General features: G+C 73.1%; 16 protein-coding genes and 1 pseudogene. 8 read left to right on the top strand and 9 right to left on the bottom strand.

The window, feature by feature from the left end:
• Window positions 1-137: 137 nt before the first annotated feature.
• Window positions 138-1,559, top strand: coding sequence for a glycoside hydrolase family 10 protein (locus AB0I91_RS40450; protein ID WP_499641655.1), 1,422 nt, complete (start codon window positions 138-140; stop codon window positions 1,557-1,559).
• Window positions 1,560-1,685: 126 nt separating this feature from the next.
• Here the strand turns inward: AB0I91_RS40450 and AB0I91_RS40445 are convergent, their stop codons facing one another.
• The 3 genes from AB0I91_RS40445 to AB0I91_RS40435 all read right to left on the bottom strand — a co-directional run bounded on the left by AB0I91_RS40445 (window position 1,686) and on the right by AB0I91_RS40435 (window position 5,369).
• Window positions 1,686-3,836 carry an esterase-like activity of phytase family protein gene (locus AB0I91_RS40445; protein WP_499641654.1) on the bottom strand — a complete coding sequence of 717 codons (2,151 nt, stop codon included), beginning with the start codon at window positions 3,834-3,836 and terminating at the stop codon, window positions 1,686-1,688.
• A 155-nt stretch (window positions 3,837-3,991) separates the two neighbouring features.
• The gene (locus AB0I91_RS40440) at window positions 3,992-4,255 is read right to left on the bottom strand and encodes a hypothetical protein (RefSeq protein ID WP_499641652.1); all 264 of its coding nucleotides are present in this window, start codon (window positions 4,253-4,255) and stop codon (window positions 3,992-3,994) included.
• Window positions 4,256-4,316: 61 nt separating this feature from the next.
• Complete coding sequence (locus AB0I91_RS40435; RefSeq protein ID WP_499617821.1) at window positions 4,317-5,369, bottom strand: magnesium and cobalt transport protein CorA; 1,053 nt, start codon at window positions 5,367-5,369, stop codon at window positions 4,317-4,319.
• Here AB0I91_RS40435 and AB0I91_RS40430 point away from each other — a divergent pair.
• The 3 genes from AB0I91_RS40430 (at window position 5,368) to AB0I91_RS40420 (ending at window position 7,757) form a co-directional block, all read left to right on the top strand.
• Window positions 5,368-5,523: a hypothetical protein gene (locus tag AB0I91_RS40430; RefSeq protein ID WP_499641650.1), complete on the top strand. Its 156-nt coding sequence runs from the start codon at window positions 5,368-5,370 to the stop codon at window positions 5,521-5,523. The two genes, AB0I91_RS40435 and AB0I91_RS40430, sit on opposite strands and share 2 nt — an antisense overlap.
• 158 nt (window positions 5,524-5,681) lie before the next feature.
• Complete coding sequence (locus tag AB0I91_RS40425) at window positions 5,682-6,884, top strand: MFS transporter (protein WP_499641648.1); 1,203 nt, start codon at window positions 5,682-5,684, stop codon at window positions 6,882-6,884.
• A gap of 51 nt (window positions 6,885-6,935) precedes the next feature.
• Window positions 6,936-7,757, top strand: a complete 822-nt coding sequence (locus AB0I91_RS40420; protein WP_499617819.1) for a hypothetical protein — start codon at window positions 6,936-6,938, stop codon at window positions 7,755-7,757.
• Here the strand turns inward: AB0I91_RS40420 and AB0I91_RS40415 are convergent.
• The 3 genes and pseudogenes from AB0I91_RS40415 to AB0I91_RS40405 all read right to left on the bottom strand — a co-directional run bounded on the left by AB0I91_RS40415 (window position 7,754) and on the right by AB0I91_RS40405 (window position 12,429).
• Entirely contained in the window at window positions 7,754-8,647 is an 894-nt protein-coding gene (locus tag AB0I91_RS40415) for a DUF2268 domain-containing putative Zn-dependent protease (RefSeq protein WP_499641646.1), read from the bottom strand. The genes AB0I91_RS40420 and AB0I91_RS40415 overlap by 4 nt on opposite strands.
• A gap of 147 nt (window positions 8,648-8,794) precedes the next feature.
• Window positions 8,795-10,642 (bottom strand): ABC transporter ATP-binding protein, encoded by a 1,848-nt coding sequence (locus tag AB0I91_RS40410; protein WP_498784987.1) that lies wholly within the window; start codon window positions 10,640-10,642, stop codon window positions 8,795-8,797.
• 187 nt (window positions 10,643-10,829) lie between these two features.
• Window positions 10,830-12,429 (bottom strand): annotated as a pseudogene (locus AB0I91_RS40405) (tannase/feruloyl esterase family alpha/beta hydrolase).
• A 199-nt stretch (window positions 12,430-12,628) separates the two neighbouring features.
• Here AB0I91_RS40405 and AB0I91_RS40400 point away from each other — a divergent pair.
• The 3 genes from AB0I91_RS40400 (at window position 12,629) to AB0I91_RS40390 (ending at window position 17,152) form a co-directional block, all read left to right on the top strand.
• The gene (locus tag AB0I91_RS40400) at window positions 12,629-13,204 is read left to right on the top strand and encodes a CGNR zinc finger domain-containing protein (protein WP_499617815.1); all 576 of its coding nucleotides are present in this window, start codon (window positions 12,629-12,631) and stop codon (window positions 13,202-13,204) included.
• A complete protein-coding gene (locus tag AB0I91_RS40395; protein WP_499641644.1) occupies window positions 13,204-16,050 on the top strand; it encodes an ATP-binding protein in 2,847 nt (948 codons plus the stop codon). Before AB0I91_RS40400 ends, AB0I91_RS40395 begins: the two co-directional genes overlap by 1 nt.
• 94 nt (window positions 16,051-16,144) lie before the next feature.
• Entirely contained in the window at window positions 16,145-17,152 is a 1,008-nt protein-coding gene (locus AB0I91_RS40390) for an alpha/beta fold hydrolase (protein ID WP_499641642.1), read from the top strand.
• Window positions 17,153-17,201: 49 nt separating this feature from the next.
• Here AB0I91_RS40390 and AB0I91_RS40385 read toward each other — a convergent pair whose 3' ends face one another.
• Window positions 17,202-17,633: an organic hydroperoxide resistance protein gene (locus AB0I91_RS40385; protein ID WP_498784996.1), complete on the bottom strand. Its 432-nt coding sequence runs from the start codon at window positions 17,631-17,633 to the stop codon at window positions 17,202-17,204.
• Between the two features lie 182 nt (window positions 17,634-17,815).
• On the opposite strand from AB0I91_RS40385, the gene AB0I91_RS40380 reads away from it, so the two are divergent.
• Window positions 17,816-18,907, top strand: coding sequence for an aldo/keto reductase (locus AB0I91_RS40380; RefSeq protein ID WP_499641640.1), 1,092 nt, complete (start codon window positions 17,816-17,818; stop codon window positions 18,905-18,907).
• Here AB0I91_RS40380 and AB0I91_RS40375 read toward each other — a convergent pair.
• Window positions 18,898-19,485 (bottom strand): TetR/AcrR family transcriptional regulator, encoded by a 588-nt coding sequence (locus tag AB0I91_RS40375; protein WP_498785000.1) that lies wholly within the window; start codon window positions 19,483-19,485, stop codon window positions 18,898-18,900. The two genes, AB0I91_RS40380 and AB0I91_RS40375, sit on opposite strands and share 10 nt — an antisense overlap.
• A gap of 47 nt (window positions 19,486-19,532) precedes the next feature.
• Window positions 19,533-20,405, bottom strand: coding sequence for a LysR family transcriptional regulator (locus tag AB0I91_RS40370; protein WP_498785002.1), 873 nt, complete (start codon window positions 20,403-20,405; stop codon window positions 19,533-19,535).
• Between the last annotated feature and the right edge of the window lie 61 nt (window positions 20,406-20,466).

Raw genomic sequence — 20,466 nt, 5'->3', positions numbered from 1 at the left:
CCCAGAACAACCTGCTCTACCACTCCAACGTCACCGACGGAAACCACTGCGCCAACCGCACCGAATGGCGCACCCCCCTCACCCAGGCCATCGGCAGATTCCTCCGCAACACCGGCACCTTCACCGGCGGCGTCACCATGCACACCAAAGCCACCGGCAACCTCACCCAATGGCGCGACTGGACCACCCCCACCCTCACCGACGGCCCCACCAGCACCACCACAACCACCACCACAACCACAACCACCACAACCGGCGACACCACCACGACCACCACGACCACGACGCAGCAGCCAGGCCCGGGCACCACCCTGGCCACGGCGGCGAACCGGACCGGTCGCTACTTCGGCACCGCGGTCGCGGCGAACAAGCTGGGCGACTCGACGTACGTCGGGATCCTGAACCGCGAGTTCGACATGGTCACGGCCGAGAACGAGATGAAGATCGACGCGACCGAGCCGTCGCAGGGTCAGTTCAACTACACCAACGGCGACTGGATCGTGAACCAGGCCACCGGCCAGGGCAAGCGGGTGCGCGGCCACACGCTGGCGTGGCACTCGCAGCAGCCGGGCTGGATGCAGAACATGTCCGGGTCGGCGTTGCGCTCGGCGATGCTCAACCACGTCACGCAGGTGGCGACCCGCTACCGGGGCAAGATCTACGCGTGGGACGTGGTGAACGAGGCGTTCCAGGACGGTAGTTCCGGTGCGCGTCGTGACTCGAACCTGCAGCGGACGGGCAACGACTGGATCGAGGCGGCGTTCCGCGCGGCGCGGGCGGCCGACCCGGGTGCGAAGCTCTGCTACAACGACTACAACACCGACGACTGGACGCACGCGAAGACCCAGGCGGTGTACCGGTTGGTGCAGGACTTCAAGCAGCGCGGCGTGCCGATCGACTGCGTCGGCCTGCAGTCGCACTTCAACAGCCAGAGCCCGGTGCCGGGCAACTACCAGACCACGCTGTCGAGCTTCGCGGCGCTGGGTGTGGACGTGCAGATCACCGAGCTGGACATCGAGGGCTCCGGCTCGGCGCAGGCGGCGAACTACGAGCGCGTGGTGAAGGCCTGCCTGGCCGTCGCCCGCTGCACCGGCATCACGGTGTGGGGCATCCGCGACACCGACTCGTGGCGCGCCTCGGGCACCCCGTTGCTGTTCGACGGCTCGGGCAACAAGAAGGCCGCGTACACCTCGACGCTCAACGCCCTCAACGGCGGTGTCGTGCCGACGTCCACCACCACGACGACGGCCACGACCGGCACCACGACGACGACCACCAGCCAGCCCGGCGGCAGCTGCACCGCGACGTACTCGGAGGGTACGAAGTGGAGTGACCGCTTCAACGGCCAGGTGACCGTCACGGGGACCGACAACTGGGTGGTGACGGTGACGGTGAGCCCGCCGCAGAAGATCATCGCCACCTGGAACACGAGTGTCAGCTGGGACAGCAGCGGCAACGTGATGACGGCCCGTCCCAACGGCAACGGCAACGTGTTCGGCTTCACCATCCAGCACGGGGGCAACTGGAACTGGCCCAGCCTGACCTGCCGCACCGGCTGACGGTTCGGGGACAGGGGAGGCCCGGCGCGTGTTGCCGGGCCTCCACGCCGCGCCCAGCCGGCCTCGGTGGCTCCCTCGCGGGCGTCGACGGCCGGACCCGGCAGGTGCGGCCCTCGACAGCGGTGCCTAGCGGATCCGGCCGAGCCGGAGGAAGACGGATTCGCCCGGAGCGTCCTCCACGCCGTCGTTGTCGACCACGGCGACCAGGCGGCGCAACGGGCCGTGGCCGACGACCGCCAGTCCCTCCGGCTTGTCGTGCGCGGTGGCGCCGCCGGCGGTCAGGGTCGGCAGCAGGTCGCGCGCCTCGGTCTTCGCGGCCGGCGGCTTGGCCTGGCCGGCGGCGACGGTGGCGAGGCCGGAGATGTCCACCCGGTAGACCTTCTTGGTCACCGCCGCGTCACCGCGCTGGTTGTCGCGTTCCAGCACGAGCAGCGTGCGGTCGTCCAGCGCGGTCACCTCCGACAGCCCCACCCAGCCGACCGCCGTGGCGTCGAGCGGGTACGCCGCGAACGACCACTGACCCGTCGCGGGGGTGAAGCGGGCCAGGGTCGCCTGGCCGCGCGGGTCGCCCTTCCACTCCCGCTGCACCGCCAGCCACACCTGCTCGCCGTCACCGCGCCCGGTGGTCGTCACGCCCTCGAAGCCGTTGCTCGTGGCCGTCGCCGCGACTTCGGCCGGCAGCGGCACCTCCCGCACGACCGCACCGGACCCGGACACCTCGACCAGCAGGTTCGGCCGCGCCTTCCCGTCGCCCTCGGCGGCCACCCAGTAGCCGCCGCCCCGCCGCGCGGCGATGCCCTCGCCGTCGTAGTCCACCGGCTGCCCGCCCTTGGTCAGGGTCAGCTCGGCGCGCACGCGGGCCGGCGCGGACAGGGTGTCGATCGTCAGCACGCGGGTCGGGCGGTACGCCGAGTCGGTGATGGCCACGACGTCACGGCTGTCGCCCGGGATGCCCGACAGCCCCGACAGCGCGCCGAACCCGATGCCCTCGGACACGATCGAGGGCGTGCCCTCGTTGCGCGCCAACGCCACGGCCAACGGCGTGCGGGTCAGGCGGTACGAGGTCAGCGAGGACCGGACGCCGTCCTCGGCGGAGTCCTCCTCGGCCGACACGACCAGTGTGCCGGTCGCCGGGATCGGCAGCAGGCCCTCCGGGCCGACACCGGTCGGCAACGCCTGCACGAAGCGTGGTCGGCGCGGGTCGTCCACGTCGTAGACGGCGACCAGGTTGGCGCGCTCCAGGCCGACGAACGCGTACCGGTGCCGACCGAAGGACGCCACGGCCAACCCCTCCGGCTCGACGCCCTTGTTGTCCGAACGGCCGTCGGGGTACTGGCCCTGGCGGATCGCCACCCGCTGGAGCTCGTCGCCCGAGGAGAACACGACCCGGCCCGACGCCGCGTCGAACACCGTCCACGTGCGCGACCCGCCCCGGTAGTCGCCCTCGTCGGCGGTGCCGAGCGTGCGGTCGTCCAGCCAGGCCACCGCGTCGGGCTCGCGGGCCGCGGTGATCGTCCCGGTCGGGTCGATCCGGCCGTCGTCGGCGACGTCGACGCCCCCGACCGTCACCGTGCCCGCCGGGAAGTGGTTCACCACCTTCGCCGAACGCAGGTCGACCACCGCGATGTGGTTGTTCTCCTGCAGCGTCACGGCGGCCTGGCCCCGCCCGTTGACGCTGACGTACTCCGGTTCCGGGTCGTCCGGCGCGACCTCGGCGAGACCGGTGAGGGCGACCCGGCGCTGCGTCCACGACCCGGGGCTGCCCGCGAGGTCGACGACGGCGAGGAAGCCGGCCGGCGCCTGCGGGATCGCGCCGTCGGCGACGTCCTCGTCACGCTGGTTCTCGATGGCCACGGCGGCGTGCCGCCCGTCGGGCGAGACGTCGATCGAGTCCGGCTGCCCGCCCAGGTCGTGCGTGGCCACGACCGCCTTGGCGTCCAGGTCGACCACCACCAGCACGCCCGACGGCGCGGTGAACGACGCGGAGGTGTCGACCGCGACCAGCGCCAGCCGGCCGAGGACGTCCACCGACGTGGGCTCGCCCGGCACGTCCAGCACGCCGGCGGGGGAGAGCGCGCCGTCCCGGCCGACGGCGGCGAACCCGATCCGCCCGGCGGGGGAGTCGGTGTAGACGACGGTCCGGCCGTCCGCCGTGGCCGCCGCGATCTCGGCGGCGGTGTGCTCGCCGACCGAGCCGTTGGCGAACACGGACAGGGTGTCGACCCGCTGGAACCGCTCGGGCGGCGTCGCCGCCGCGGCCGACGACAGGAGCGACATGGTCACCCCGCACACCACCAGACCTGCGACAACACGAACCGGACGGCTCACGGGGCCTCCAACCTCGACGACGGCGCGCGCTTTGTAACCCATCGAGGCGTCGCCCGGGTGAACGCCGGGTGGCGAGCGACCGCACCGTCGCGTGGTGGGTCGTCCTAGTGGCCGCGGGCCTCCATGACCAGCAGCATCAGCGAGAGCAGGAGTTGCAGGACGGCGACGGACGTGCCCGTGACCGCGGTCCAGTCCAGCCGGTACTCGGTCTTCGTGCCCATCGACAGCGCGCCGCAGACCACCGCCCCGACCGCCAGGACGGTGCCACCGGCCGGGATCGGCCAGCTGAGCACCGCGAGGCACAGCGAGATCGGCCCGAGCCAGGCGTCCTTGCCCGGTCGGTCTTTGGCGGGGAGCTGCCGCATCATGCCGTCCATGGTGCCGTGACCCGGATCTCCCGGGCGCACCGCCACCGCCGCGCCGCGTTCGTCACAGCCACCGGTTGCGCTTGAACAGGCGGTACAGGATCAGGCACGCGGCCAGCGTCACCGACAGCACGAACGGGTAGCCGTACTGCCAGCGCAGTTCCGGCATGTGGTCGAAGTTCATGCCGTAGACGCCCACCACCATGGTCGGCACGGCGATGATCGCCACCCACGCGGAGATCCTGCGCATGTCGTTGTTCTGCTGCAACGACACCTTGGCCAAGGTCGCGTTGACCAGCGTGGTCAGCATCTCGTCGAAGGCGACGACGCGTTCCGCGGCGGCGGTGAGGTGGTCGTCGACGTTGCGGAAGTAGGACCGGATCTCATCCGGCACGAGCGGGCCGCACGCGCCCTCGCTGAGCTTGCGCAGCGGGGCCGCCAGCGGCATCACCGCCCGCCGCAGCTCCATGATCTCCCGCTTGACCAGGTACATCTGCTCGACGCCGATCTCGCTGCGCGGCGCGAACACCGCGGTCTCGACCAGGTCGATGTCGCCCTCGAACGCCTCGATCACCTCGCGGTAGCCGTCGACCACGCGGTCGGCGATCTCGTGCAGCACCATCGCGGGCCCCGCCGCCAGCAGGTGCGGCGCGGCCTCCAGTTGGCGGCGCACGTCACCCAGCCCCGAGTGGTGGCCGTGGCGGACCGTGATCACGTAGTCGCGGCCGAGGAACACCATGATCTCCCCGGACTCCACGATCTCGTTCGCCGTCGTCGGCGACTCGTGCTCCACGAACCGCAGGGTCTTGAGCACCATGAACAGGTTGTCGTCGTAGCGGTCGAGCTTGGGGCGCTGGTGGGCGTGCACGGCGTCCTCGACGGCGAGCTCGTGCAGCCCGAACGCCTCGGCGACCTCGTGGATGTGCTCCTCGTCCGGCTGGAACAGCCCGACCCAGACGAACCCGCCGCCGCGCGACCGGACCTCGGCGGCGGCGTCGGCGGGCGACAGGTCACCGGGCAGCCGCACGCCGTCGACGTAGACCGCGCACGCCACCACGGCGTCCCGCTTCACGTCCGCTACCTCTCCGGGGACGCCGTCGGCGGCAGGGCTCACCATGCAGATCATCCTGCCGCACCCCGTGACCGGACGGGTGACGCAGGGGAATGCGCGTTCGAATCGCGTCAACGGCGGGTTCGGGTGCGGCAGGGTCGCGGCGCTCACCTTCGTGCCCGCGCTCGCCCTGGGTCCCGTTGCGGGGGCCCTGCCGTGATCGCAGGGTGTCCACAGTGGACTGTTTCGGTGATCTCCGGGCCCTGTCCCGCCACGGCGGGACAGGGCCTGACGGTCATTCGGTTGCGGTGTTAGGGATCGTTCCCTAACGTCCGGCGTCGCACGCCGAATCCGTGAACAAGACCTTGGGGGACTCACATGAGTGCAGACACGCGAACCGGCCTGAGCCGGTCGCGCACCAACCTGGCGCTGACCGCGTTGTTCTTCGGCACGTTCGTGATGGGCAGCGCCGAGCTGATCGTGGTCGGCGTGCTGAACCTCATCGCCGACGACCTGAACGTCTCGGTCGGGACCGCCGGCGGCCTCGTCACCAGCTACGCGCTGGGCATCTCGATCGGCGGACCGGTGCTGACCGCCCTCACGATCAGGTTCGCCCGCAGGCGGCTGCTCCAGGTCTCGTTGGCCGCGTACGTCCTGGTCAACGCCATCGCGGTGATGGCGACGAGCTTCGGCCTGCTGCTCGTCGCACGCGTGCTCGCCGGCTCGCTGCACGGCCTGTTCATCGGGGTGGCCTTCGCGGTCGGCGCGGGCATGATGCCGCCGGAGAAGATGGGCAAGGCGATCTCGTTCGTCTTCGGCGGCACGGCCGTCTCCACCGCGCTCGGCGTCCCGCTCGGCACCCTGATCGGCCAGAGCCGCGGCTGGGAGGCGTCGTTCGTCGCGATCGTCCTCGCCGGGGTGCTCACGCTGGCGCTGGCCGTGGCGGTCATCCCGACCGTGCCCCACTCGGGTATCGGCGGCTTCGGGGCGCAGGCCAGGCACGCGTTCGCGCCGAAGGTCCTGGCCCTGCTCGGCCTGGGCTTCCTGATCATGGGCGGTCAGTTCGCCGGCCTGACGTTCATCCAGCCGTTCCTGGCCGACGTCACGGGCGTCTCCGGCGGCACGATCGCGCTCTTCCTGCTGGTGTACGGCGTCGCCAACGCCCTCGGCACGTTCGCGGGCGGTGCGGCGGCGGACCGGAACGCGGGCGGCACGATCATCGTCGGCGGCGTCGTCCTGGTGCTCGCCCTCGCCGCGCTGTACTTCCTCGGGTCGAACCCCGTGATCACCGCGATCGCGCTGTTCGTGTGGGGGGTCGTCGGCTTCGGCATCGTCCCGTCGATCCAGCACCGGGTGGTCGGCCTCGCCGGTCCGGGCCGCGACCTGGCGGCCACCCTGCCCGCGTCCGCGGTCACCCTGGGCATCGCGATCGGCGCCGCGGTCGGCGGGTCGGCGGTCGGCGGCGGCTCGGACGGCCCGGTGCTCGTCTCGCTGATCGTCTGCGCGGCCGGCGTCGTGGTGGCCTGGGCGACCAGCCGCCTCGAGCGCACTCCCGAAGCGGTGACGACCCAGGCGACCTGAACGGGTGGTTTCCGGTCACCGTCACGGAGCGGGGACGTTAAGTTGCCGGGTGTGAAGAGATCCGTTTGGGTAGTCGTGCTCGCGCTGGTGGCAGGGTTGGTCACGCCGGTGCCGGCGATGGCGGAGGTGCGGTCGCCGGCGGAGTGCGCGGCGTCGTTGGACTGCACGGCGGCCGAGATCGACCGGATGGCGATGGCGGACCGGTTGGAGTTCCTCCGGTTGGTGCAGAGCGGTCCCGCCGCGGGGCTGGGCGCGGCGGACCGCTGGCGCAACATCGAGGGCGTGCTCTCGTTCTTCCGCGATCACGGGCTCGGCGCGCCGGGCACGTGGGTCTCGCACGTCGACGCGGGGATCCTGGAGGGGATCGAACGCGGCGTCGCGCTCGCGCTCGGTCGCTCGACCGACGGCTTCGGCAACCCCGGCTCGGCGCGGTGGGCCGACTACCTGACCCGGCTGCACCGGGGTGAGCTGACCGTCCGCAACGTCCACGACCGGGCGTGGAGCGAAGCCGAGCAGGCCTCGACCGACCACGGCGCCGCGGTCGCCGAGCAGGTGCACGGGGTCGCGCCGACGGCGGTGGAGCGCCGGTTCTTCCTGTTCTCGGAGTTCTACCGGTGGGCCCTGCGCAACCGCCCGGTGGTGCTGGACCTGCTGCTGGTCTACGCCGCGCTGCTCAACCCGGTGCTGGTCGTGCGGCGCGTGCCGTTCCTGGACTGGTTGACCGACGTGCGCGAGTCGGCGCCGTCGCGCAAGGGGTCCGAGATCGCGTACGCCTACGCGCAGCTCGACCCGGTCAACGGGGGGATCGGCACCGTCGACCTCCTGCTCGCCTACATCCCGGAGCTGTACGAGGAGTTCGAGGCCACCCGTTAGGGACGCGGGACGCGGCTGAGCGCCGTGTCGATCACCTCCCGGCTGTCCACCAGCAACGCTTCCGCCGCGGTGCGGCCCGTCGTGGCCAGGTAGGCGTCCACGAGCCGGTTGCCGACGGCGTAGCCGGCGCCGGTGGGCAGCCCCACGGGGGTCGCGCCGTAGCGGGCGGCGGCTTCGTCACCGTGCACCCACGCGGTGAAGTTCTGCATCCCCGTCACCGCGAGGCCGGAGACGACCTTGGCGAACACCGCGTCGTCGTGCAGGTGCGGCACGCCGATGCGGGCGAGCCCCAGCTCGTCGCCGTACAGCTGGCGGGCGAACGCGTCGGCGAGCCCTTCGGACACCACGTGCTCGCCCACGGTGACCGTCGCCGGGTCCCACACGACGGCGCCGGGACCGTAGCGGAGGTTGTGGTTGAGCTCGTGCACCGCGGTCGCCTCCAGCCGCGCCAGGTTCTCCGGGTAGGGCCAGAAGTTCAGGAACACGTGGCCGGGCACGCTGCCGTTCGCCGTCATGCCCAGGTTCGGGCCCATGAAGTGCGCGTCCCCGGGATCGCCGAGCACGACGAGCACGGTGATGTCCGGCACCGCGAGGCCCGGGGTCGCCGCGAGCTGCACGGCGAGGGCGTCGCGCAGGGCGCGCTCGATCCGGCGCCACGCGTCGGCGTCGTGCAGCGCCTCCAACGCCTCCAGGCACCGTTCCTCGTCGCGGTCGATCGGGAACCCGGAGCTCATCGCGTGCATCGCGACGAGGTCGACCTCGCCGGGGAAGTACCGGTACATGCCCGCGGCCGGTTCGAGCATGGCCTTGAGCAGCCCGGGCCGGTCGGTTCGCGGCGACCGCAGGATTTCGCGCATGGCGGGGTAGGTGTCGAGGACCGTGATCGTCATGTCCGGGGACGCTAGGCGTTCCACCGACTGGAAGTTCAAGCCCGCACGGCCGCGGCGGGCCCGCCGCGGCTTCCGCGTGGCGTCGAACTCGCTGATCACGCCGTGCAGGGCAGGCCCTTCCGCCGCGGTGACGTGCGGGGTGCCGGCTCAGGACGGCTTGGCGCCCACCGGGTCCGGCACGCCGGCGTCCACCTCGTCCGGCGCGGTCTCGTCCAGGAAGCCGCCGGACTGGTGGCGCCACAGCTTCGCGTACGAGCCGTCCGCGTCCAGCAGTTCGGCGTGCGTGCCCTGTTCCACGATCCCGCCCCGGTCCAGCACGACCAGCCGGTCCATCCGCACGACGGTGCTCAGCCGGTGCGCGACGACGAGCGCCGTGCGGCCCTCCATGAGCCGCCACAGCGCTTCCTGGACCAGCACCTCGCTCTCCGAGTCCAACGCGCTGGTCGCCTCGTCCAGCAGCAGGATCGGCGCGTCGCGCAGGATCGCGCGGGCCAGCGCGACCCGTTGCCGCTGCCCGCCGGACAGCTTGACCCCGCGTTCGCCGACCATCGTGTCGAACCCGTCGGGCAGCGCCTCCGCGAACTCCGTCACGTGGGCGGCGTGGGCGGCGCGCAGGATCTCGGCGTCGGTCGCGCCCGGTCGGGCGAAGGCGATGTTCTCCCGGAGCGTCCGGTGGAACATGGCCGGGTCCTGGGGCACGTACGCGACGAGGCCGCGCAGGTCCGCCTGGCGCAGGCGCGCGATGTCCTGGCCGCCGATGAGGATCCGACCCTCGTCGACGTCCATCAGCCGCAGCAGCAACCGGGTGAGCGTGGTCTTGCCGCCGCCGGAGCGGCCGACCAACCCGATCCGCGTGCCCGCCGGCACGTCCAGGTCCAAGCCGGTGAACAACGGCTTGTTGCCGCCGTGCGCGAACACCACGTGGTCGAACCGGACGCGGGAGTCCTCGACCTGCAGCGGCTCGGGTTCCTCCGGGTCGAGCACGGTCGGCTCGTCGAGCAGCAGCTCGGTGAACTGCGCGGCCTCGGTGAGCGCGCTCTCGACCCGCCGGTAGATCTGGTTGAACTCGAACATGATCCGCGTCGCGTTGGAGAAGTACGCGAACGTCACCACGATCGCCTCCACGCCGAGCCCGCCGCTGACCCCGACGGCGACCGCGAGGCCGAGCGCGTTGGTCAGCACGGACAGCGGCGCGACCAGGGCGTCGATGCGCAGGTTGCCGTAGTCCCACGACCGCAGCGCCAGCACCCGGGTCTCGGCGGCCCGGGTCCGGTGCTCCGCGCTCTCGCGCTCCTCGGCGGCGAACGCCCGCACCGTCTCCATGTTCATCAACGTGTCGGCGACGTGGCCGGACAGCCGCGCGTAGGCGGCCTCCCGCTCGGCGACCAAGCGCTGGCGACGGCGGATGAGCGGCGCGACCACGAATCCCGTGACGACGATCAGGCCGAGCAGCACCAGGACGAGCAGGGGGTGGAAGCTCCACAGCACCACGCACGCGAAACCCAGCGGGATGAGGTTGGCGACGATCTTGAACGCCACCGTGTCGACGAACTCCTCGAAGCGCGACGCGAAGCTCAGCACGCGCTTGGTGAGGGAGCCCGCGAAGTTGTCGTGGAAGAACGCCGCGTCCTTGGCGAGCAGCGCGTCCATGCCCAGGACGGACAGGTGCTCGATCCCGCGTCCGTCGGTGCGGTTGAGGCAGTGCACGCCGATGCGCCACAGCAACTCGGCGAAGAGCATCAGACCCGCGAAGACCAGCAGGTACGGGAGCACGGTGGTGAAGCCGGTGTCGCCGCCCCGCGCGAGGTGACCCGCGAGCGCGCCGACCGCCAGCGGCGTCAGGTAGAGCAGGCAGGTGTTGCCCAGCGCGGGCAGCACGAGCGCGCCCGCGGCGAGCAACCGGTGCCGCCGCAACTCCCGCCCGTACAGGCGCAGGGCGAGCAGCACCGCGTTTTTTCGTTTGTTGACGGGTTTTCCGGACCTTGGCGCGGCCATCCGACTCCTTCCGGGGGGCACCTCGGAGTTGTCGATGTTGCCCCACCGGACCGGGTGACGGCGATCGATTAACGGCCACCTGTCCCGCCGGGCGCCCCGGAATTCCTTCTGTATCAACGGTTTTGCGGCCGATGCGAAATCCGGGGACCACCGCCCGCGCCGGGTGCCGGCACGGGCGGTGGCGGGATCAGCGGCGCGTGCAGCGGTAGCTCGACGCGACCGCGGGATCACCGTGCCCGCGGTACCGCGAGACCTGCGGGTACGCGCAGAGGTCGCGGGTCCGGCTGCCGTCGGCGGTCGCCGCGGGCAGGGTCGACGGCGCCCGGCCGTGCTCGACCCAGTCCACCAGCGCGCCGAGCGGGTTCGTCGGCGCCGGGCCCGAGCCGCCGCCGCAGTGCTCCACGCCGGGTGCGAGGAAGAGGCGGTAGAAGTCGTTCACGCGGTCGGCGCCGCCCAGCCGCCGTTCCACCCGGTCGCGGTAGGCGATCGTGCCGCCGGGCGGGATCAGCTGGTCGGCCGTGCCGACGAAGGTGAGGAGCTTCCCGCCCCGCCCGCCGGAACCCGCCGAGGTCCGGGTCCGACGTGCCGATGACGTCGTCGTACTCGCGCACCGACTGGTGGAACAGCTCGGTGAACCGCTCGTAGGTGATGGTGGAGGTGTCGAACCCGGGCTGCTTGGCCAGGAAGCTCCGCACCCACGCGACGGCGACCGGGAACCCCGGTGCGGACGGCACGCCGTTCTCGTCGTGCTCCGTCCTGGCCAGCCAGGCGAAGTCCGCGCCCTTCGGCAGCCCCGACCACAGGCTCCGGCCGCGGGGGTCGGTCGGGCCGGCCCAGATCTTGCGCACGACCTCCGCGTCCTCGGCCGTCACGGTGACCTCCTCGCCGGCGCAGAGCACCGTGGCGCCCACCAGCGTGCGGGGGTCGTAGCCGCAGTCCGCCGGCTGGTCGGTGACGCCGTCGGTGACGCCGTCGTGCGGGTCGCAGGCCGCGATCGCCGCCCGGCGGAACGCGGTGAGGACGCAGTCGCCCGGGAAGTGGCGGTCGTTGTGCATCACGGTCTGCGGCCACAGGGTCGCGACCGCGAACCGCGTCCAGTCGACCGCCGGCGCGTTCGCCAGGACGCCGTCGAAGTCGCGCGGGTGCTCCTGCGCTTCCGCGTAGCCCTGCCGACCGCCGGTCGAGCAGCCGTTCCAGTACGAGTACGACACGGGGCGGCCGTAGAACGCCCGCGCCACCGCCTTGCCGATCACGGCGGACTCGTGCGCCGAGCGGGTCGCGAAGTTGGTCAGCAGCGTCGTGTCGACCTCGCCGCCGGTGGTCAGGGCCCAGCCGGTGTCCAGGGGGTTCGACGACACGCCTGCGTCGGTGGTCACGCCCGCGTAGCCGTCCTTGACCGCCTGGACCAGCGGCGCGCCGAAGTCGCCCGCGGCGTAGGCGCTGCCGCCGACGGCCTGCAGGCGGCCGGTCCAGCCGGTGCCCGGCAGGGCCACCGCGACCGTGACGTGGTCGTTCCCGTCGTGGGTGAGGGTGACCGTGACCTGGCAGTACGGCGGCACGTCCGCGATCGGCGCGGGCGCGGAGAACGGCGTCTGCGGGAACGTGACGGTGCCGCCGGGGTGGTGCTCGGCCCGCACGGACTCGATCCGCGCGCCCGCCGGAGCGGAGACGGGGACCGGGGCGCACGTGGCGTCGCCGACCGCCGTGCCCGCGGGTTCGGCGGACGCCGGCACCACGAGCAGGGCCGGCGCCAGGGCGGCCAAGACGAGTTTCGTCCAGAGTCTCATCGACTTCCTCAGTGGTTTCGTGACCCGGGAAATGGGGTCAGGAGCGCGCTCGCACGAGAGGTGCGAGCGGTGAGGGAGTCGTCGAGCCCGTGACCGGGCCCGTCCGAGTGACGACCGGAGCACCTTGGCACGGCTGTTCGCAACCTGTCAAGACGGTTATTGATTGGCGCACGTATTCGTCACCTGTCAGACTGGTTACGTGGAGCACGCCTTCCCCTGCGGGGACCCCGCGCTGGATTTCGCGGGCACCCTCCGGGCCCGCCGGAGCCCCGCGCCGCGCGACGTGCTGGGCACACCGCGCGCCCTCGACGCGTGGTTCGTCGAGGCCGGGGTGGCCGACACGGCGCCGGGCAGTGCCGCGGCCGACCTCGCTGCGGCGGTCGCCCTCCGCGAGTCGATCTACGTCCTGGTGCGGGGCCGGATCGTGGGGGAGCGCGACGACCCCGCGTCGGTCGACCTGCTCAACCGGGTGGCGGCCGTCCCGCCGGTGGTGCCCCGGCTCGTGCCGGACGGGCTGGTGCTCACGGCGACGCCGGAGCAGGCGCTGTCCTCCGTGGCCCGGCACGCGATCGGGATCCTCGGCGGCCCGGCGGCCGACCTCCTGAAGGAGTGCGGCCGCCCGGAGTGCACGCAGGTCTACGTCGACTCGTCGCGCGGCTTCCGCCGGGAGTGGTGCGCGATGGCCACGTGCGGCAACAAGATGAAGGCGCTGGCGCACCGCGCGCGGCTGCGCGGCAACCCGCCGCTGCGCCCGTCACGGCTGGCGGCCGGGTGATGCCACTGGCGGGGAGGGACGCCGAGCTGAAGGCCCTGGCCGAGCTGGTGGACGGTCCGGTGGGCCGTGGTGGCGTGCTCCTGCGCGGTGAAGCGGGTATCGGCAAGTCGGCGCTCGTGGCGGAAGCCGTCGCCGCGGCCTCGATCGCCGGGCTGCGCGTGCTGGTGACGACGGGGGCGGAGGCCGAGCGGAACCTCCCCTACGCCGGGCTGCACCAACTGCTGTACCCGGTGCGGGCGGGTGTGGCGGGGCTGCCCGGTCCGCAGCGGGACGCGCTGCGCACCGCCCTCGGGCTCGCCGACGGCCCGGAACCGGGCGCCTACCTCGTCGGTCTGGCCGCGTTGACCCTGCTGGCCGAGGAGTCAGGGCACCGGCCGCTGCTGGTCGTCGCCGAGGACGTGCACTGGCTCGACCGCGCGAGCCTCGACGTGCTCGCCTTCGTGGCGCGCCGGATCGAGTCCGAGCCGGTCGTGCTGCTCGCGACGCTGCGGGACGGTGAGCCCTCGCCGTTGCTGGACGCCGGGTTGTGCCTGATGACCGTCGGTCGGCTGGCGGACGAGGTCGCGGCCGGTGTGCTGGACTCGGTCGCGCCCGGCCTCACGCCGGTGGCGCGGGAGCGGGTGCTGGCCCAGGCGGCGGGCAACCCGCTGGCGCTGGTCGAGCTGCCCGCGGTGGCGGAACCGGCCGGGCCGGACCCGGTGCTGCCGCTGACCGACCGGCTGCACCGCGCCTTCACCGCGCGGGTCGCCGCCCTGCCCGCGCCCACCCGCACCGCGCTGCTGGTGGCGGCGCTGAACCAGAGCGACCTGGTCCCCGAGACCCTGGAGGCCACCGGCCTGCTCCTGGGTTCGGCGGCCGGGTCGGAGGTGGTCGCCGCGGGTGGCGGGTCTCCGGTGGCCTCGGGTCTGCTGTCGGGTTCGGCGGCAGGGCCGGACGTGGTTGCGCCGGACGCGGGGTCGGCGGCAGGGCCGGGAACCCCCGCGCCGGGCACCCTCACGTCGGACATCCTCGCGCCCGCCATCGAGTCCCGGTTGATCGAGCTCGACGGCCCGGTGTCGACCTTCCGCCATCCCCTGATCCGCGCGGCCGTGCCCGCGGCGGCGACATTCGACGAACGCCGACAGGCGCACCTGGCGCTCGCCGAGACCCTCATCGCCCACCCGGACCGCCGGGCCTGGCACCGGGCCGCCGCGACCTCCGGCACGGACGAGGACGTGGCGACCGAGCTGGAGCAGGCGGCCGAACGCGCCCGGCGCCGGGGTGGGCTCGCCGCCGCCGTGGCCGCGCTGGAGCGGGCGGCCCGGTTGAGCGGGTCGCGGTCCGGGCGGGCGGTCCGGCTGCTGCGCGCCGCCGAACTGGCGGTCGAGGTGGGCCGCCGCGACACCGCCGAACGGCTGGTGCGCGACGCACAGGCCCTGGACCTCACGCCGCGCCGGCGCGCCACCGCAGGCTGGGTGCTCAGCGGCTTCGAGGACGGCGTCCGCGAAGACGTCTCGCGCGTGGCGGAACTGGGCGGGCTGGCCGCCTCGGTCGCCGACGACGGCCAGGTCGACACCGCCGCCCGGATCCTGTGGGGCGCCGCCATGCGCTGCTTCTGGGTCGAACCGGGCCCGGACGCGCGCCGTTCGCTGCTGGAGGTCGCGGAGCGGCTGCCGGTCGGCGCGGACGAACCCGCCATGATCGCCATCACCGCCTACGTCGCGCCCTTCGAACGGGGTGACGCCGTGCTGGCCGAGCTGCGCGCCCTGGCCGGCGCCACCGGCACGGACCCGGAGGTCGACCGGTACCTGGGCAGCGCGTCCCTGCAAGTCGGCGCGTTCGACCTGGCGGCACGGTTCTCCGCCGCGGCGACGCCGGGGCTGCGTGCCCAAGGCCGCCTCGGGCTGCTGGCCAGGGCCCTGGCCGTGGAGGCGTGGTGCCGGACCCGGCTCGGCGACCTGACCTCGGCCGCGCCGGTCGCGGCCGAGGCGGCGAACCTCGCCCGGGAAACCCGGCAGCCGTTCATGCACGGGCTGGCCACGGCCGTCCAGGCGGAGATCGCCGCGCTGCGCGGTGACCACGGACGGGCCGCGGCGCTGGCCGGCGAGGCGGAACGGGTCGGCCTCGCTGCGGGCGCCCGCCCGGTGCTGGCCACCGTGCGGCTCGCGATCGGGATCTCGGCCTCGGGCGAGGGCCGCTTCGAGGACGCGTTCGCGGACCTGAGCCGGCTGCACGACCCCGCCGACCCGTCCTACCACCTGGCCCTGCGCGCCTACTGCCTCCCCGAGCTGACCGAGGCGGCCGTGCGGGCCGGCCGGACCGACGCCGCGCGGGACATCGTGCGCGACCTGGAGCCGACCGCCGCGTCGACACCCTCGCCGGCGCTGCACATCGGGCTGCGCTACGCGCGTGCCGTGCTGGCGCCCAACGACGAGGCGGAGCCGCTGTTCACGGCCGCGCTGCGCGCCGACCTGACCGGGTGGCCGGCCGAACGGGGCCGCCTGCACCTGGCGTTCGGCGAGTGGCTGCGCCGGCAACGGCGGGTGGTGGAGTCCCGGACGCACCTGCGCGCCGCCAGGGACACCTCCGACGCGCTCGGCCTGACCGCGTGGGGCGAACGGGCCCGCCGTGAGCTGCGCGGCGCGGGGGAGTCGAGCCCGAACCGGGACCCGGACGCGCGGGAGAGGCTGACACCGCACGAGTTGGGCATCGCGCGGCTGGCCGCCGAGGGCCTGACCAACCGGGAGATCGGGCAACGGCTGTTCCTGTCGCACCGGACCGTCGGCACCCACCTGCACCGGATCTTCCCGAAGCTGGGCGTGACCTCCCGCGCCGACCTGGGCGAGGCGCTCGACGCGCTGCGGTGACGTACACCGGCAGCGTCACCCGACGGTCGCGGCGGCCCGCGCGGCGCACCTAGCGTCGCCGTCGTCCACGGTGAGACGGCACAGGGAGCCGGAGATGATCAGCAGGAGAACGTTCGGCCGGGTGGTCGCGGCGGGCACGGTGGCGACGTCGTTGCCCGCAGCGGTCACGCCGACCGCCGCCGCGCTGGGCGGGCGAACCGGCGGCAACACCTCGCTCGGCCGGCTGAAGCACGTGCGGGCCGGTGTGCTCGACATCGCCTACGCCGAGTTCGGCCCCCGCACCGGCCAGGCCGTCGTGCTGCTGCACGGCTGGCCGTACGACGCGCACAGCTACGTCGACGTCGCGCCGCTGCTGGCCGCCGAGGGCTACCACGTCCTCGTGCCGTTCCTGCGCGGTTACGGCGAAACCAGGTTCCTGTCGCCGCACACCGCCCGCAACGGCCAGCAGTCCGCGGTGGCGCTCGACGTCATCGCCTTCATGGACGCGCTGCGGATCGACAAGGCGGTGCTCGGCGGGTTCGACTGGGGCGCGCGGACGGTGGGCGTGGTGGCCGCGCTCTGGCCACAGCGCTGCAAGGCGATCGTCGCGGTGAGCGGGTACCTCGTCACGAACCTGGCGAAGAACCTGGAGCCGCTGCTGCCGGCGGCCGAGCGGAACTGGTGGTACCAGTACTACTTCGCCACCGGACGAGGCGTCCTCGGCTACCGCCGGAACCGGCACGAGTTCAACAAGCTGATCTGGCGGGACGCGTCGCCGCGGTGGGACTTCGACGACGCGACGTACGACCGCAGCGCGGCGTCGTTCGACAACCCCGACCACGTCGACATCGTGATCCACAACTACCGCTGGCGGCTGAGCCTGGCGCCCGGGGAGACCCGGTACGACCGCTACGAACGGCAACTCGCCACCGCGCCGGCCATCGCCGTGCCCGCGATCACGATCGGCAGCGACTTCGACGGCGCGGCGGCGGACGGCGCGTCCTACCGCGACAAGTTCACCGGCCGGTACGACCACCGGGTCTTCGAGGGCATCGGCCACAACGTCCCGCAGGAGGCGCCGCAGCCGTTCGCCCGGGCGGTCGTCGACGCCGATCACCTCTGAACGCCGACGCACGCGCCCGACCCCGGCCGGGCGCGTGCGTCCACTGTGGTCAGACGGCGGCGGCCTGGAGGGTGACCTCGATGTTGCCGCGGGTCGCCTTCGAGTACGGGCACACCTGGTGCGCGCCGTCGACCAGCTCCTCGGCGGTCGCCTGGTCGATGCCCGACGCCGTCAGGCGGAGCACGGCGCTGAGCTTGAACTCGCTCGCGACGGTGTCGTGGTGCAGCGTGATCTCCGCGACCACGGCGAGGTCCGTCGGGCGGACCTTCTTCGTCGCCGCCACCCGGCGCACCGCGCCGACGAAGCAGGACGCCCAGCCGGCGGCGAACAGCTGCTCCGGGTTCGTCGCGCCGCCCGCGCCGCCGAGCTCCTTCGGTACGGCGAGGGCGACGTCGAGCGCGCCGTCGTCGGAGGACGCACGGCCACCGTTGCGCCCTTCCGCGGTGGACGTGGCGACTGCGGTGTACGTGACTTCGGACATGGTTTCCTCTGCGTTCTCGGGATGTTCGTGCGGGGGAACCGCGGTGCTCGGACTTCACCGCAGTGCCCGGAGCGACACTAGGAACGCGGTGCGGTCCCCGGCGACCGTCGGACGACGTCATGCGTGTACGTCATCGATTTCTGTACTTGCGGGTACATTTTCGACTCGGCACCGTGGGTCGCATGGCATTGGACGAGTACTTCTTGTTGGGCCGTTCCGGGCTGCGCGTCAGCCGGCTGGCGCTGGGCACGATGAACTTCGGCACCGGCGGTTTCCACGCCGCGTACGGCAGGACCGAGGACGAGGCCCGGCCGATCTTCCGGCGCTACCTGGAGGCGGGCGGCAACTTCCTCGACACCGCGGACTTCTACACCGCGGGCGAGAGCGAGACGATCCTCGGCCGCCTCGTCGCCGAGGCGGGCGTGCGCGACCGGGTGGTGCTCACCACCAAGTTCACCAACAGCGTCGACCCCGGCGACCCGAACGCGGGCGGCAACGGCCGCAAGCACATGATCCGGGCGGTCGAGGCGTCGTTGCGGCGCCTGGGCACCGACTACGTCGACCTGTTCCTGCTGCACACGTGGGACCGGCTGACACCGGTCGACGAGGTGCTGCGCACGTTCGACGACCTGGCGCGGGCGGGCAAGATCCGCCACGCGGGGCTGTCCGACGTGCCCGCCTGGTACGCCGCGCGGGCGCAGACCCTCGCCGAGGCGCACTCGCTCACCCCGATGATCAGCCTCCAGCTGCCGTACTCGCTCATCGACCGGACCGTCGAGGCCGAACACGTCCCGGTGGGGCAGGAGCTGGGTCTCGGCGTCACGGCGTGGAGCCCGCTCGGCGGCGGCTTCCTCACCGGCAAGTACCGCCACTCCGACGCCGGGCTGACCGGGGAGGGCAGGCTCGCGGGCGGCGGGTCGTCGTGGACCGACCGGCAGTGGGAGCTGCTGAAGGTGGTGGAGGCCGTGGCCGCCGAGCTGGGGGTGACGATGGCCCAGGTCGCGCTGAACTGGGTCGCGAACCGGCCCGGGATCGGCGCGGCCATCGTCGGCGCGAGCAGCGCGGAGCAGCTCGGCACGTCGGTGGCGGCGCTGGACTTCGAGCTGCCGGCGGAGCTGCGCGACCGGCTCGACCGGGCCAGTGCCGAGCCGCCGGCGTCGGTCTACCGGATGTTCACGCCGGACTACCAGGAGTGGCTGGTCAGCCCGGGGGTCAAGCTCGGCGACAAGCCGGCCGGCTACCGCCCGGTCGTGCGCAACTGGGCTCAGCGGTAGTCGCGCAGGTGGTCCAGGCACAGGTCCAGGGCGGATTCGAGGTGTTCGGCGGAGCCCGTCGACATCAGGATCGTCACCCCGCCCTGGATCGCCGCGATGACGGCGCCGGCCGTGCGGTGCGGGTCGACGCGGCGGCTGACCCGGCCGCTGTCCTGCATCTGCTCGATGCCGACCCGGACCTGGTGCTGCCACTGGGCGAGCAGCTGCCGGGTGACCGCCTGCGCCGCCGGGGTGTGCCTGCCGACCTCGGTGATCAGCACGCCGAGCGGGCAGTGCACGCCCTGCCTGCGGTAGCGCTCGACCACCACGTCCCGCCACCGCCGCCACGCCGCCCACGACGTGAGCTGCCCGAGGTGCGGCTGCTGGTCTTCGATCACCCGGTCGGCCTCCCAGTGGGCCACGGCCAGCAGGAGCTGTTCCTTGCCCTCGGGGAAGTAGTGGAACAGCTGGCTCTTGCCGGTGCCGCTGCGCCGCCCGACGTCCTCCAGAGTGGCCGCGTTGATGCCGCGCTCGCGGATCTCCGCGGCCATCGCCTCGACGATCCGCTGCCGGGTCGCGGCGCCCTTCTTCGTGAGCACGGGCCCTCCCTGGACTGTACCGACTGGTCCAGTATGGGCGGTGCGCGTCAGCTCTCGGACCGGGCCGCTCCCCGGAGCAGCACGCGCGCGTGCTCGCGGAAGGCGTCGGTGGCGGGGTGGGTCGCGCTCCGGGGCCAGACCACCCGCACCGCCACGGGGTCGGCGTCGGTGATCGGCACGTAGCGGACGCCGGGGTGCGGGTGGGTGTGCGCGGTCGCGTCCGTGGTGACCCCGACGGCGTCGCCGGTGGTGATCGCGGTGAGCCATTCGTCGGCGTTGGCCACGTCGAGCGCGTCGGGGCGGTGGTCGGCCGGCCACAGGTCGGTGCTGGTGCTGGTGGCGGTGGCGCAGATCGCGACCGGCCGGTCGGCGAGGTCGTCCAGCCGGACGGCGAGGGCTCGCGCGAACGGGTGATCTTCGGACACGGCGGCCACGCGTGGTTCGAGGTAGAGGTCGGCGGACGCCAGGTCGCGATCGGGGGCCGCCGGCGAGCGCACGAACGCCACGTCGATCTCGCCGCGCCGCAACGCGCCCTCGGGGTCGTCCGGCCGGAACACCCGCAGTTCCGCGTCGGGCCGGGCGTCGCGCCAACCGCGCAGCAACGGCACCGTGTGCCTGCCGAGCGCGGCCCAGGCGAACCCGACGCGCAGCGCCCTCGGCCCGGCCTTGACCTCGGCCAGCGCGTCATCCACCTGGGTGAGGATGCGGTTGGCGTGCGCCAGCAGTCGCACGCCGGCCTCGGTCAGCGCCAGGCTGCGGGTCGTGCGCTCGACCAGCCTGGTGCCGAGCCTGCTCTCCAACTGCTCCAACGTGCGGGACAGCGCGGGCTGGCTGACGTGCAGCACGGCCGCGGCGCCGGTGATCGTCCGCTCGTTGCCGATCGCCGCGAACGCCCGCAGGTGCCGCAACTCCACATTCATAACCGTGGAGCATAAGTGCTGTGCGTTCGGCATTTCACGGACGGTGCGGATCGGCTCTAGC

The organism is Actinosynnema sp. NPDC049800 (assembly GCF_040656635.1).
GTDB lineage: Bacteria > Actinomycetota > Actinomycetes > Mycobacteriales > Pseudonocardiaceae > Actinosynnema.
This window is presented reverse-complemented; position numbering and strand designations above follow the sequence as displayed.